Below are 12,744 nucleotides of genomic sequence, written 5' to 3' on the forward strand. Positions count from 1 at the left end.
ACCGGCATCCATCGGGGCGTCCATTCAGTCGGTGAATTGTGCAGCTGCGATGGCCTGGGTAGCGTGGGGACATGGCTGATTCTGCGCTGCAGCAGCAACTCGACGAGGTGCGCGCCCTGTTGGCCCGCGCACGAGAGTTGTTCGGCCCCAATCCCATAGAGCCGCCCACCGACATCGCACCCGATCCCGACAGCGCGAAGAGGTGGCTGCTCTAGACCGTTGAGCAGCTAGCGCGCTCCGTCACGACGGCGCAGTTTGTGCGCCAGCAGCTTTTCGATCGCCGCATCGAGATCGTGCGGCGTGGGTACTTCCGTCGACGGAGTATGGCCCGCCGCGAGAATCTCGTTGCGGACTTCGAGTAACGCCTTGAGGCAGGACACGTCGGCGGTCAGCAGGATGCCCTGCGCCAGCGTCTCGGCGTCGGTTTCCATCGCCTCTTCACTCAGCGCGACGCTGTGCATATACCCGCCACGGCAGGAGCGGACCAGGATGTGCCCGCTCGGGTGGACGGTGTCGAAAGCTGGATTGGCGTCGGTCATCGACCGCCGTCGAGGATGCCGCCGAAATCTCGTGCCGCGTCTTGCTCGTGCTGCTCCCACGCGGCCGCCGAGATGCCCAATTTCTCGGCCATGTCGGCGTGGTCGTCGGCTTGTTGTTCGTAACACTGACGGCGGAGTTCAAGCAGATCGCGGCCGGCCTCGCGCAGTTCGCCGAAGATGGGCCCGAGTGAGTCCAGGCTCTCCTGGATCGCCGCGTGCGATGACGGGACGGTGCGCAAGTAGTCGGAGGTCTCCCGGTGATGCGCAGCGGCTTCACGTAAGTGCGCGGGCACCACGCGGATTGGCTCGGCCATCTGCTGTCTCCTATTCCTGCGCCGCCGGGCATCCCGGCGGAATCACTGCGGATCACTATTGTCATGTGGTCGACGTGGCCGCCGGCCCTGTGGGTGTCGGTGTGTGCGGCTGGGCCGGCGGGGCAGCGGGCGCGGTCGCCGCCGGTGGATGCTCCCAGCCTAGAAAGCTCGGCCCGTTCACGGAGGCAATGCGCTGAATCTGGCCGTCGAGAAGCGCCTTCTCGTGACCGAGCGCAAGCGCGTGGCGGTCGGTGAGGATGCCGATGTCGCCGGGTATCGCTTGCAGCGGTTCGACGGGGTCGGTGACCGCGGTCCCCGGTGCCGGGATGGTAATTCCCTGCTGATGGAAGGCATCTGCGATAGTCGCCCCGCCGACGGCGGCTTTGATCACCGCGGCGAGCTGCGGGCTGGCGGCCGTCACCATATCGCCGTCGGGCAGCGTCACCGTAGTCGGACCCGGCGGCGGCGAATCGCGCTCGTCCGCCGCGGCGTCCGCTTCGTCGGCCCGGTTTTCGTCGTCGTCGCGATCGTCCGCGTCCGGGTCGTGCGACCCAGCCGGCCGCTCGTCGCCCACGCCCCGCAGCAGGGGGTCGGTTCGGCCGGCGTCCTCCAGGCCGGACAACGGCAGGCCGCCCAGCCCACCCAGGCCCGGCAGCGACCCGGAGCCGAGGCTCGGGATGGGCGGCAGCACCGGCGCGGCCGGCGCCGCCGGAGCCGCGCTGCCCCCGCCGCTGGCCGGCACCGGGGAATCCGCTGGGGGCGGGCCGGAGTCGTCAGCCGAGATCGAATCCAGTAGCGGGTCCCATCCGGCCTCTGCGTCCTCGACCGGCTCTTGGAGGGTGCTGTCGGCGGGTGCGGGGACGGCGGCCGCGGGCGGCCGGTCGTCGGCTCCGTTCCTGGAGGCGTCGTAGAGCGAAGTCCACGCCGCCATCAGCGCCGACTTCGACGTGTCGTCGAGGCTCGCGTTCAAGACGACCGCCCGGATGTCCTTGAGCTTGCCGATGAGGAACCGCTGGAAATCCCGCGCACCCGCCGGAGTGTCGAGATCCGATCGGGTAAGGACGGCGGCTTCTGTCTCTCGTTGCAGCTTCGACAACGCTTCTCTGCCCTCGACGTTCTTCAGGTGGGCGTTCAAGATCGCCGTGATCACTTGCATGTCGAGCTGGGAACTCGTCGAATTCTGGTGCGCCAGAGCGGCTTCGGCGCCCGCCATGGCTTCGGCTGCCTCACCCTGTTCCCGGTCCGATTCGGGCACACCGGCGCCGAAGATGTCCGAATGTCGTTGGCGGATCTTGCGCACGATCGCCTCGAGTTGTTCGGGCCGCGTGGTGGGACTGATGATCGCCGTCACCTCGTTCGGCGCCAAGCCCGCCTGCCACGCGTTCGGGTCACCGGTGCGGTCCCGGACGGATTTGATCGTGTTGATCAGCTCGTCATACGTCGACATCGGTGTCGCGGCCCCTCCATGCCGGGCGACAGTACCCAGGCATGTTCCCGTCGACAATTCACCCCGGCGCGCCTGTGTACGACCAAATACATGCGCGTCTGGGCTAGCCCGTGGGGGCGGCGTACTGAGCGCGCAAACCATCCAGCACAGCCCTTTTCGCGCGGCCGAGTTCGCGCGCATCAGAAATCACCGTCGCGATTTCGCGCTGCTTGTCGGCCAGGAACCGACGAAATTCGCGGGCCCCCATCGGGGTATCGACGGCAAGGTACGGGCGGCCGGTGGCCGCGCGGTCGATCTCGTCGGCGATGGCATCGAGTCGCCTGATGCTTTCGCGGGTCGCGGCATGCGCGCTGGCAAGCACTTCCGCCAACACGCGGTCCGCATCGGCGGCGGTGCCGTGCTGGCCGGCCAGCGCCGACTGCCGCGCCTGGAGGGCGCTCACCGAAGGTCCGGCTGGTTCCGACATCGATTCAACCTTTTCGTGTCATAGCGGGCGGCGAATCGCGATGTTGCTGCCCAGCGGACTGATGCGCACCGAAGCGCCCGAATAGGGCGCTTCGACGACCAGATTGTCGCCAATGGCCATCTGCACGTGACCGGCGTGGGGGAACACGAGGTCGCCGGGGCGCACCTGCGAGCGGGGGACCGGCAGCCCCTCGTCGATCTGCTGATAGGTCGTGCGGCCCAAGCGGAGGCCCGCCTGCGCGTAGGACCACTGGACCAACCCGGAACAGTCGAACTGGTTGGGCCCCGTCGCACCCCAGACATAGGGGCGCCCCAGCCGGGACAACGCCGCGCGCACGGCGACCCCCGCGCGGCCCGGTGCCCCGCGATGGTGCGTCAACCGGTATCGCAGCGCCCGCAGCGCCGCGGAGTGCCTTCGCGCGTTCGCACGGGCCGACAGGACGTGGGCCCGCTGCGCGCGCAGCCGAGCAACGCTGCGGCGCATGGCCTCGCGCTGGGCCATCGGCGTCACCGGGGTGGCGGCGGCGTCCGCGCGGGCCGCGTCGACGACGGATTTGGTCAGCGCGCCGGCCCGGGCCCGATCCCGGTGTGCGGCGGCGATGATGCCGGCGGCCGCGGTGTCCGTGCGGGCCGCCGATAGCAGCCGTTGCCGGCCGCGTTCCGCGGTTAGTTGGTAACGGCCTTGTGCCGCCGCCTCATTCAGGCCGGCAGCTCTCGTCAGCCCGTCGCGGTAATCTTCGGTGCCGGCATCCAGCGTCGGCTGCCGGGTATCGCCGGCGAACAGCCGATGCGCCCGGCTCAACACCTCGATTTCGCTCATTGGGCCGTCTCGCGATCCGTCGCCTCGACCGCCTCGGCGAAGGCGCGAACGCGGGGGAGGGCCCCGGGGGGGATCACGCCCCGGTTGCGGATGTCCCACATCTCGTCGGTGCCGACACCGACCAGCGCCGCGATGACGGCCTCCGGCAGCGACGACTCGGTGCACGCGCGGTCGAACCGCGCGCTCAAGCTGGTCGGCATCCGCTTCAGGAGGGCGGTGCGCGTCGCCTCGAGCGCCTGTAGATGCTCCATGAGCCGCCCCGTCGAATCGGCGCCGGCGTTGACGGCCACGCGCCACGAGCTGGCGGCCAGCATCTCGGCCTTCACGCACTGAGCGATCACAGACAGAATATACGTCTCATATTCGTTTGATGTCGTCGCCGGCAGCCGATCGATGACGGATTTGAGGGCATCGAGTTGTGCTTCGGCGTAGCCTTCCAGCACTTCCGTGTCGCTGTGGCGGTCGACGACGACGGAGCCGGCGGGCGTCGCGGACCGCGCGTCGACCGGCTGTGCGGCCATCAGCCGGGCCAGCTCCGCGTCCGGATCGGCGGCTACCAGCAGGCGAGAGTAGGTACCCGGGGGCAGGCCCAGCCCATTTTCGACCTTTTGAACTGTGCTTTTGTGGGGCTTACGGGCGCCGCGCTCCAAAAAACTGAGGCCCATGATGCTGACGCCGGTGGCGGCGGCGAGTTCCGCCAGCGACCAGTCGCGTGACTCGCGCAACGCGCGGATCGCGGCACCGGCCGACTCACGGCTCACCGCAGGCTCCGGCCATAGGCCGGATATTACACACGGCCACTGTCCATCCAGCGCTTATACGTTTTTGTCACGTTTCTCTTGCGCTGGCGTGCGTTACGCGTATACGCTTTCACCTACGTTTCATTACTGACCCAAGGAGACCGGCCATGGGACACCCCTGCTCAGCCAACCCGGAATTGTGGTTCGGCTACCCCGACGACGACGGCGGTGACGGTGCGGCGAAGGCGCGCGCCTACGAGCGGTCCGCGACCGAGGCGCGGATCCAGTGCCTGCGCCGCTGCCCGCTGGCCCAGCAGCGTCGCTGCGCCCAGCACGCCATCGCGCACCGCGAGGAGTACGGCGTCTGGGCGGGCGTCAAGCTGCCCGGCGGCCAGTATCGGAAGCGGGAACAGCTCGCCCGCGCGCACGACGTCCTGCGGCGCATCGCCGCCGGCGAAATCAACTCGCGGCAGCTCCCCGAGAACGCGGCCCTGCTGGCACGCCACGAGCACGAGGCGATGCCGGTCGCGGCGGTGGTGTTGCACCTGCCGATCGCGCAAGTGGGACCGCGTTCGGCCGCGTGACAGTTTGCTGACCCCGCCGACGGGGTAGTCGGGCTTGGCACGACCGAGTCTGTCGACCCGAAGGCGGATCCATGACATTCGACCTGACGCCGACGGCCGCACAGCACGATCTGGCCCGGCGCACCCACGAGTTCGCCGAAGAAGTGATCCGCCCGGTGGCGCTGCACTACGACCAGCGCCAGGAGTTTCCCTGGCCGGTGTTGGAGGAGGCGGCCCAGCGCGGTTTCTACAGCCCGTTGTTCTATCGCGACCTGATCGGTGACCCGACCGGTATCTCGTTGCCGATGTTCATGGAGGAGCTCTTTTGGGGCTGTGCGGGAATCGGTTTGGCGATCGTCATGCCGGCGCTGGCGCTGTCGGCGATCGGTCAGGCCGCGTCGCCTGAACAAATGCTCCAGTGGGCGCCCGAGTGTTTCGGCACGCCCGGCGATATCAAGCTCGCCGCCCTGGCGATCTCCGAACCCGAGGGCGGCAGCGACGTGCGGAACCTGCGCACCCGCGCGCGCCGCGACGGTGACGACTGGATCATCGACGGCCACAAGATGTGGATCGGCAATGGCGGCATCGCGAACGTGCATGTGGTCAACGCCGTGGTCGACGAGGAACTCGGACATCGCGGGCAGGCGCTGTTCGTGGTGCCCGGCGGGACGCCCGGGCTGAAGCTGCTGCGAAAGCTCGACAAGCTCGGCTGCCGGGCGTCGCACACCGCCGAGTTGCTGTTCGAGGGCGTGCGTGTCCCGGGCGCCAATTTGCTTGGGGGAGAAGAGAAGCTGGAACACAAGCTGGCCAAGGCCCGCGAGGTGGTGGCCGGCGGAAAACAGTCCGGCTCGGCGACGCTGGGCACCTTCGAGCAGACCCGACCGATGGTGGCCGCCCAGGCGATCGGGATCGCCCGCGCCGCATTGGAGTACGCGACGGCGTACGCCACCGAGCGCGAGGCGTTCGGCGGACCGATCATCGACAACCAGGGCATCGCCTTTCCGCTGGCGGAGCTGGCCACGCAGATCGATGCCGCTCGGCTGCTGACCTGGCGCGCCTCCTGGATGGCGGCCAACGGGGTACCCTTCGAGCGGGGCGAGGGCTCGATGTCGAAACTCGCCGCCAGCGAGGTCGCCGTGCGGGCCACCGAACGCGCGATCCAGACCATGGGTGGGTGGGGCTACATCACCGACCACCCGGTGGAGAAGTGGTATCGGGATGCCAAGCTGTACACCATCTTTGAGGGCACCAGCGAGATTCAGCGGATGGTCATCTCCAACGCGCTGGGCGCTGCGGTGGGCACCCCGCCGCTGCATGTGGTGATCGAGCCGACCGGCGGGCCGCTGAACCGCATCTTCGGCCGCGGCGCCCCGCTGCGGTCCCGCGCCGCCGATACCGCGTTGGCGATGCAGGATCGCGTGCCGGAACCGGTCATGCGGCTGGCCATGAAGGTGTTGCGGCCGCCGCACAAGTGATGCCCCAATCAGGCGTAGCGTCGATTCGGTGAGCAACCTCGAGCCGGCACCGGACGAAGTCGCCTGCGGCACTTCACGGGTGCTCGGCACCGAGCTGTTGCGTCCGCGCGAGGTTCCATTGGGCGGGCCGAGGGCGATCAGGGTGCAGCGCACGCTGCCGCAACGGCAACGCTCGCTGATCGGGGCGTGGTGTTTCATCGACCATTACGGTCCCGTGCGCGCACGCATGGACGTCCCGCCGCATCCGCACACCGGATTGCAAACCGTCAGTTGGTTGTTCAGCGGGGGAGTGGAGCATCGGGACAGCGCCGGCATGCACGCCATGGTCAGGCCCGGCGAGCTGAACCTGATGACCGCGGGCGCGGGCATTTGTCACTCCGAGGTGTCGATCGATTCGGACGCGGTCTTGCATGGGGTTCAGTTGTGGGTGGCGCTGCCCGATTCCGCCCGCGACACCGGCCGCGATTTCGCGCACCACGTGCCGCTGCCCGTGGCACTGCCCGGCGGGCAGGCACGTGTCTTTCTCGGGGAGCTGGCCGGTGACCGGTCGCCGGTGCGCACGTTCAGCCCACTGGTCGGCGCCCAGATCGATCTGCCGCCCGACGCCACGCTGGACATCGACGTCGACCCGGCATTCGAACACGGCGTGCTCTGCGATCTCGGGCCCGTCGAGATGGGCGACACCACGCTGGCGGTCGGCGATCTCGGATACCAAGGCTCGGGCGCTTCGTCCTTGCGGTTGCGCAACGCGCGCGGCCGACCGGCACGGGTGCTGCTGCTGGGCGGAATCCCGTTCGCCGAAGAGCTCGTGATGTGGTGGAACTTCGTCGGGCGCAGTCACGACGACATCGCGGACTACCGCCGGCTGTGGCAGGAGGCAGACGAACGGTTCGGCGCCGTCACCGGCTACCGGGGCTCGGTAACCCGGCTGCCGGCCCCGCCGCTGCCGACCGTTCGGTTGCGAGCGCGACCGATACCCCAAGGGAAGGAACACATATGACCGCCGACAAGACCGGCGCACCAACCACCGTCACTGCCGAGGAGGGCCGGTACACCATTGCCGTCGACGGCAAAACCGTCGGCCTCGCCGACTACGTCGACCGCGGCGATCAGCGCGTCTTCCACCACACCGAGATCGACCCCGCGTACGGCGGACGCGGCCTGGCGACCATCCTCGTCGAGGAAGCGCTGCAGGCGGCCCGGGCCGACGGCAAGCGCATAGTCCCGGTGTGTTCCATGGTCGTCACCGTGCTCAAGAAGCATCCCGAATACGACGACATCACCGATCCGGCGTGACGTCCGCCGCGCGGGGCTAGCTAGGCCTTGCCGTTGCGCTCCCGGTGCTTGCAGCCGGGCCAGCAGCACGGGCGGCGCATGCCTTCCTCCAGTTCCTCCTGGGTTCGGCGAATGCGGCGCTTGCGGGTCGCCTCCTGTTTGGCGTCCTCGACCCAGCAGATGAACTCGTTGCGCGCCAACGGGGTGATGTCCTTCCAGGCCGCCAGCGCGGTCGAGTTGGCCGCCAGCGCTTCACGCAGGTCTGCCGGCAGCGTGTGCACCACGCCGCCCGGTACTCGGTTGCTGCTCATGGGGTTAGGGTAAGGCGACCCGGCCACAGGAGGCATCAGTGAGCGGTCACGAAGTGCGGATGATCGTAATGTCGACCGATGATCTCGACGAATCGATCCGGTTCTACAGCGAGACCCTGGGGATGCCCCTGAAGTTCCGCGACGGCGCCCACTTCGCCGCCCTCGACGGCGGGGCCGTCACCCTGGCGCTGGCGACCGCGGTGGACCATCCCATCCCCGGCCAGGTGGTCGTCGGCATCAAGACCGCTGACGTCGACGCGGCGGCGAAGGCCGTCGAGGCCAGCGGCGGCGGCATCGTGAAAGGCCCGTATGACGACGCCCACGAGCGGCGCGCCGTGGTCTACGACAACAAGGGCAACGGCCTGGTTTTCTACAGCCCGCTGGCCCGCTGAAACAAGTGTTAGCGTCGTCGACGTGACCCTCAACGACATCGCCCTGACGACCCTCGACGGCAAGCCCACCACGCTGGCCGAATTGTCCGGCGGCGCAACGCTGATCGTGAACGTGGCCTCCAAGTGCGGGCTGACGCCGCAGTACACCGCGTTGGAGAAGCTGGCCAGGGACTACCGCGACCGCGGTCTGACGGTTGTCGGCGTTCCGTGCAACCAATTCATGGGCCAGGAACCCGGCACCGCCGATGAGATCCAGGAGTTCTGTTCGACGACGTACGGGGTGACGTTCCCGCTGCTCGCCAAGACCGACGTCAACGGCGACCAGCGCCACCCGCTGTACGCCGAGCTGACCAAGGCCGCCGATTCCGAAGGCTCGGCCGGCGACATCCAATGGAACTTCGAGAAGTTTCTGGTTGCCCCCGACGGTCAGGTGGTCAATCGATTCCGTCCCCGCACGCAACCCGACGCCCCCGAGGTCGTCGACGCCATCGAGGCCGTGCTCCCGCAGTAGGCGACCCAGACCAAAACATAAAGGTCACGCCCTCTTTGGAGGTCGTGACCTTTCTCGAACCACTCTTGGTGGGCGAAGGGGGACTTGAACCCCCACGTCCCGAAGGACACTGGCACCTGAAGCCAGCGCGTCTGCCATTCCGCCACTCGCCCGGAAAATCAACCGATGGACCATACCACTCTAATAGCCGTGTGCCCCAATCGCCTCGGCGGTCCTGGGCGGCCGTCCGCGCCCGCTGAAGGCCGCACCGCGCGGCTCTGAGCTGGACGGATCCGATTCTCAGAATTCCCACGGTGCCGCAGTCTCCCGGTGTCCCGATAACATGCGGGGGTGAAACAACACGCGGGCGGTCCGTTTGCCTCGCGCCCGCGACACACCACGACAGCAGCGGGCGAGCGCTGAAACATGAGTAGCCAACGGGGGCTCGTGCAACGCATCGAGCGCAGGCTCGAGGCGACCGTCGACAACGCGTTCGCCCGCGTGTTCGGCGGATCGATCGTCCCGCAAGAGGTTGAAGCGCTATTGCGCCGGGAAGCCGAGGACGGTGTCCGCGCGCTTCACGGCGGTCGTCTTTTGGCCCCCAACGAATACATCATTACCCTCGGTATGCACGACTTTGCGAAGGTCGGCGCCGACAGGAATCCCACGTCGAGCGCTTTCGCGAGGTACCTGGCCGACTATATCTATGAACAGGGGTGGCAAACGTATGGTGATGTCGTCGTCCGGTTCGAGCAGTCGTCGAGCCTGCATACCGGGCAGTACCGCACCCGCGGTGCTGTCAATCCCGATGTCGAGCCCCGCCCGACCGTCAACCATCCGCCCCGGCCACAATCAATTCACGCGTTCGGCGCAGAACGAGGAGTAGCAGCAATGACTGACAATTCGAGCTACCGCGGTGGTCAGGGGCAGGGGCGGCCCGGTGACGAGTACTACGACGACCGCTACGGCCGTCCGCAGGATGAGCAGCGCGGCCCGGAGCCGCAGGGCGGACCGGATCCGCGTGGTGGCTACCCGCCCGAGCAAGGCGGCTACCCCCCGCAGGGCGGATATCCGCCGCCTCGTCCGCCGGAGCAGGGCGGGTACCCCCCGCAGGGCGGCTACCCCGACCAGGGCGGCTACCAAGAACAGCGCGGCGGCTATCCGGACCAACCGCCGGGCGGCTACCCCCCGCAGGGGGGCTACCCCGACCAGCGGGGCTACCAAGAACAGCGCGGCGGCTACCCCGACCAACCGCAGGGCGGCTACCCGTCGCAGGGGGGCTACCCCGACCAGGGCGGCTACCAAGAACAGCGCGGTGGCTACCCCGACCAACCGCAGGGTGGCGGCTACCCGCCGTCGTATGAGCAGCGTCCGCCCGGCCCCGGCTACGGTGGGCAAGGCTACGACCAGGGCTACCGCCAGGGCGGCGGCTACGGCGCACCCGGAGGCGGCCAGCCCGGCGGCGGCCAGCAGGGTTACGGCGGCGGCTACGGCGAATACGGTCGCGGCCCGGCTCGTCCGGAGGAGGCGGGCTACGCGCCTCCGGCCGAGCAGGTCGCGCCCGAGCAGCATCAGCCGCCCTACCCCGAGCAAGGCGGCGGGTACGAGCAGGGCTACCAGCAGGGCGGGGGATACGGCCAGCAGGAGTACGGCGCGGGCGACTACACCCAATACGCCGAAAGCGTTCCGGGCGGTGGCTATGCCCCGCAGGGCGGCGGATACCCCGAGACCCAACACCGCGACTACGAGTACGGCGGCCAGGCCGCGGAGTACGGCCAGCCGGCCGACTACGGTGCGGCGGACTACGGTCAGCCGGCGGGCGCGGCCTACGGCGGGTACGGGCAGGGCGGCTATGGGGGCGCCGGAGCGGCGGTGACCCTGCAGCTCGACGACGGCAGCGGCCGGACCTATCAGCTGCGCGAGGGCTCCAACATCATCGGCCGCGGCCAGGACGCCCAGTTCCGGTTGCCGGACACCGGGGTGTCGCGGCGCCACCTGGAGATCCGCTGGGACGGGCAGGTCGCGCTCCTATCTGACCTCAACTCGACGAACGGCACCACCGTCAACAACGCACCGGTACAGGAGTGGCAGTTGGCCGACGGCGACGTCATCCGTCTGGGCCACTCGGAGATCATCGTTCGCATCCACTAGACGCACCGGGCTCAAAGCTGCCGTGCTTCGCCCCGCGGCGACGACCGTCCAAGTATCGTGACGTTGCTGATGTGCTCGGTATCACGGGTGCGACGAGGGGTGCGGCGCCAGGACGGAAAGGACGCCAGATGCAGGGACTAGTACTGCAGCTGACGCGTGCCGGATTTTTAATGTTGTTATGGGTATTCATCTGGTCGGTGTTGCGGGTCCTGCGGACCGATATCTACGCGCCGACCGGGGCAGTCATGGTGCGCCGCGGTTTGGCGTTGCGCGGCACCCTGTTGCCCGCACGCCAGCGCCGCACCGCCGCACGCTATCTGGTGGTGACCGAGGGGGCGTTGATGGGCGCTCGTATCACGCTCAGTGGGCAGCCGGTGTTGATCGGCCGCGCTGACGACTCGACGCTGGTGCTCACCGACGACTACGCCTCGACGCGGCATGCCCGGCTGTCTCAGCGTGGCTCGGAATGGTACGTCGAGGATCTAGGATCGACCAACGGCACTTACCTTGACAGGGCGAAGGTGACGACTGCGGTACGGGTTCCCATCGGGACGCCGATTCGTATCGGCAAGACGGCGATTGAGCTGCGCCCGTGAGCCGCGCCTACGACGAAGGCGCCGGCTTGGCGCATTTTCAAGCCGGGGTTGTGGGGGCACCTCCCGCGTGCGGGGGAGAGTGGCGCCCGTGAGCCTGGTCCTGCGATATGCCGCCCGCAGCGACCGCGGCCTGGTACGCGCCAACAATGAAGATTCGGTCTACGCCGGAGCCCGGCTGCTGGCCCTGGCCGACGGCATGGGCGGTCACGCGGCCGGTGAGGTGGCCTCCCAGCTGGTGATCGCCGCGCTGGCCCACCTCGACGACGACGAACCCGGTGGCGACCTGCTCGCCAAGCTCGATGCGGCGGTGCGCGCGGGCAATGCGGCCATCGCCGCGCAGGTCGAGATGGAACCCGACCTGGAAGGAATGGGCACCACACTTACCGCAATCCTGTTCGACGGCAACCGGATTGGGCTGGTGCACATCGGCGACTCGCGTGGCTACCTACTACGCGATGGTGAGCTCGTCCAGATCACCAAGGACGACACGTTCGTCCAAACCCTGGTCGACGAGGGCCGCATCACCCGGGAAGAGGCGCACAGCCACCCCCAGCGATCGCTGATCATGCGGGCGCTGACCGGCCACGAGGTGGAACCCACGCTGACCATGCGCGAGGCGCGCGCCGGCGATCGCTACCTGCTGTGCTCCGACGGACTGTCCGACCCGGTCAGCGACGAGACCATCCACGAGGCACTGCAGATCCCCGATGTCGCCGAAAGTGCTTACCGCCTGATCGAATTGGCGCTGCGCGGCGGCGGCCCGGACAACGTGACAGTGGTGGTCGCCGACGTCGTCGACTACGACTACGGCCAGACCCAGCCGATTCTGGCCGGCGCGGTATCCGGCGACGACGACCAGCTGACCACCCTGCCCAACACCTCCGCCGGCCGCGCCTCGGCCATCAGGCCCCGCGACGAGGTCGCCAAACGCGTTCCGCCACAAGAGGAACCATCTCGGCGGCAGCGATGGTCACGTCGACGGATGGCGATCGTCGTCACACTGATGGTGCTGCTGGTGCTCGCGGGTCTGGGCATCGGCCGGGCCATCATCCGCAGTAACTACTACGTCGCCGAATACCACGGCATGGTGTCGATCTTGCGGGCGTTGAGGCAACCGATCAAATAGGGTTCGTGCAGCGACATTCCCAGCAGCGACCCTTGGATGC

Annotated in this window: 16 protein-coding genes, 1 tRNA gene and 1 pseudogene; 10 read left to right on the top strand and 8 right to left on the bottom strand. The window is 68.4% G+C overall.

Translation table 11 applies throughout. The features are described from left to right. Positions 1-71 precede the first annotated feature (71 nt). Positions 72-215, top strand: a complete 144-nt coding sequence (locus A9X00_RS31325) for a hypothetical protein (RefSeq protein WP_169924623.1) — start codon at positions 72-74, stop codon at positions 213-215. Between the two features lie 12 nt (positions 216-227). Here A9X00_RS31325 and A9X00_RS14175 read toward each other — a convergent pair whose 3' ends face one another. The 6 genes from A9X00_RS14175 to A9X00_RS14200 all read right to left on the bottom strand — a co-directional run bounded on the left by A9X00_RS14175 (position 228) and on the right by A9X00_RS14200 (position 4,346). After that, the gene (locus A9X00_RS14175; protein WP_067154137.1) at positions 228-539 is read right to left on the bottom strand and encodes a DUF2694 family protein; all 312 of its coding nucleotides are present in this window, start codon (positions 537-539) and stop codon (positions 228-230) included. Then, positions 536-853: an ESX-1 secretion-associated protein gene (locus A9X00_RS14180; RefSeq protein WP_067154138.1), complete on the bottom strand. Its 318-nt coding sequence runs from the start codon at positions 851-853 to the stop codon at positions 536-538. The genes A9X00_RS14175 and A9X00_RS14180 overlap by 4 nt, the downstream gene beginning before the upstream one ends. Before the next feature lie 61 nt (positions 854-914). Next, positions 915-2,300 carry a DUF4226 domain-containing protein gene (locus A9X00_RS14185; RefSeq protein ID WP_067154140.1) on the bottom strand — a complete coding sequence of 462 codons (1,386 nt, stop codon included), beginning with the start codon at positions 2,298-2,300 and terminating at the stop codon, positions 915-917. A 103-nt stretch (positions 2,301-2,403) separates the two neighbouring features. Beyond that, positions 2,404-2,766, bottom strand: coding sequence for a DUF4226 domain-containing protein (locus A9X00_RS14190; protein WP_067154148.1), 363 nt, complete (start codon positions 2,764-2,766; stop codon positions 2,404-2,406). 18 nt (positions 2,767-2,784) lie between these two features. Next, a complete protein-coding gene (locus tag A9X00_RS14195; protein ID WP_067154150.1) occupies positions 2,785-3,585 on the bottom strand; it encodes a C40 family peptidase in 801 nt (266 codons plus the stop codon). After that, positions 3,582-4,346: a helix-turn-helix domain-containing protein gene (locus A9X00_RS14200; protein WP_067154152.1), complete on the bottom strand. Its 765-nt coding sequence runs from the start codon at positions 4,344-4,346 to the stop codon at positions 3,582-3,584. The genes A9X00_RS14195 and A9X00_RS14200 overlap by 4 nt, the downstream gene beginning before the upstream one ends. Before the next feature lie 146 nt (positions 4,347-4,492). Here A9X00_RS14200 and A9X00_RS14205 point away from each other — a divergent pair, with 146 nt between their 5' ends. The 4 genes from A9X00_RS14205 (at position 4,493) to A9X00_RS14220 (ending at position 7,659) form a co-directional block, all read left to right on the top strand. Then, positions 4,493-4,909: a WhiB family transcriptional regulator gene (locus A9X00_RS14205; protein WP_067154154.1), complete on the top strand. Its 417-nt coding sequence runs from the start codon at positions 4,493-4,495 to the stop codon at positions 4,907-4,909. A 71-nt stretch (positions 4,910-4,980) separates the two neighbouring features. Beyond that, positions 4,981-6,363: an acyl-CoA dehydrogenase family protein gene (locus tag A9X00_RS14210; protein ID WP_067154161.1), complete on the top strand. Its 1,383-nt coding sequence runs from the start codon at positions 4,981-4,983 to the stop codon at positions 6,361-6,363. A 28-nt stretch (positions 6,364-6,391) separates the two neighbouring features. Continuing rightward, positions 6,392-7,363, top strand: a complete 972-nt coding sequence (locus A9X00_RS14215) for a pirin family protein (protein ID WP_067154164.1) — start codon at positions 6,392-6,394, stop codon at positions 7,361-7,363. Beyond that, on the top strand, positions 7,360-7,659 hold the full coding sequence (locus A9X00_RS14220) for a GNAT family N-acetyltransferase (RefSeq protein ID WP_067154167.1): 300 nt from the start codon (positions 7,360-7,362) through the stop codon (positions 7,657-7,659). The genes A9X00_RS14215 and A9X00_RS14220 overlap by 4 nt, the downstream gene beginning before the upstream one ends. Before the next feature lie 20 nt (positions 7,660-7,679). Here the strand turns inward: A9X00_RS14220 and A9X00_RS14225 are convergent, their stop codons facing one another. Continuing rightward, positions 7,680-7,949 carry a YdeI/OmpD-associated family protein gene (locus tag A9X00_RS14225; RefSeq protein WP_067154170.1) on the bottom strand — a complete coding sequence of 90 codons (270 nt, stop codon included), beginning with the start codon at positions 7,947-7,949 and terminating at the stop codon, positions 7,680-7,682. 38 nt (positions 7,950-7,987) lie between these two features. Between A9X00_RS14225 and A9X00_RS14230 the strand changes: the two genes are divergently transcribed. Further along, positions 7,988-8,341 (top strand): VOC family protein, encoded by a 354-nt coding sequence (locus tag A9X00_RS14230; RefSeq protein WP_067154174.1) that lies wholly within the window; start codon positions 7,988-7,990, stop codon positions 8,339-8,341. A 22-nt stretch (positions 8,342-8,363) separates the two neighbouring features. Then, on the top strand, positions 8,364-8,852 hold the full coding sequence (locus A9X00_RS14235) for a glutathione peroxidase (protein WP_067154177.1): 489 nt from the start codon (positions 8,364-8,366) through the stop codon (positions 8,850-8,852). Positions 8,853-8,918: 66 nt separating this feature from the next. On the opposite strand, the gene A9X00_RS14240 is transcribed toward A9X00_RS14235, so the two are convergent. Further along, positions 8,919-9,004: transfer RNA gene (locus tag A9X00_RS14240), tRNA-Leu, on the bottom strand. Between the two features lie 253 nt (positions 9,005-9,257). Here A9X00_RS14240 and A9X00_RS14245 point away from each other — a divergent pair. The 3 genes and pseudogenes from A9X00_RS14245 to A9X00_RS14255 all read left to right on the top strand — a co-directional run. After that, positions 9,258-10,982, top strand: a complete 1,725-nt coding sequence (locus A9X00_RS14245) for a DUF3662 and FHA domain-containing protein (RefSeq protein WP_067154181.1) — start codon at positions 9,258-9,260, stop codon at positions 10,980-10,982. Between the two features lie 128 nt (positions 10,983-11,110). Continuing rightward, positions 11,111-11,578: an FHA domain-containing protein gene (locus A9X00_RS14250; RefSeq protein WP_067154186.1), complete on the top strand. Its 468-nt coding sequence runs from the start codon at positions 11,111-11,113 to the stop codon at positions 11,576-11,578. 88 nt (positions 11,579-11,666) lie between these two features. Then, positions 11,667-12,689, top strand: a pseudogene (locus tag A9X00_RS14255) (PP2C family serine/threonine-protein phosphatase); the annotation flags it as partial. Between the last annotated feature and the right edge of the window lie 55 nt (positions 12,690-12,744).

Origin of the sequence: Mycobacterium sp. 1245805.9 (genome assembly GCF_001672915.1) — a bacterium.
In the GTDB taxonomy this organism is placed as follows: Bacteria; Actinomycetota; Actinomycetes; order Mycobacteriales; family Mycobacteriaceae; genus Mycobacterium.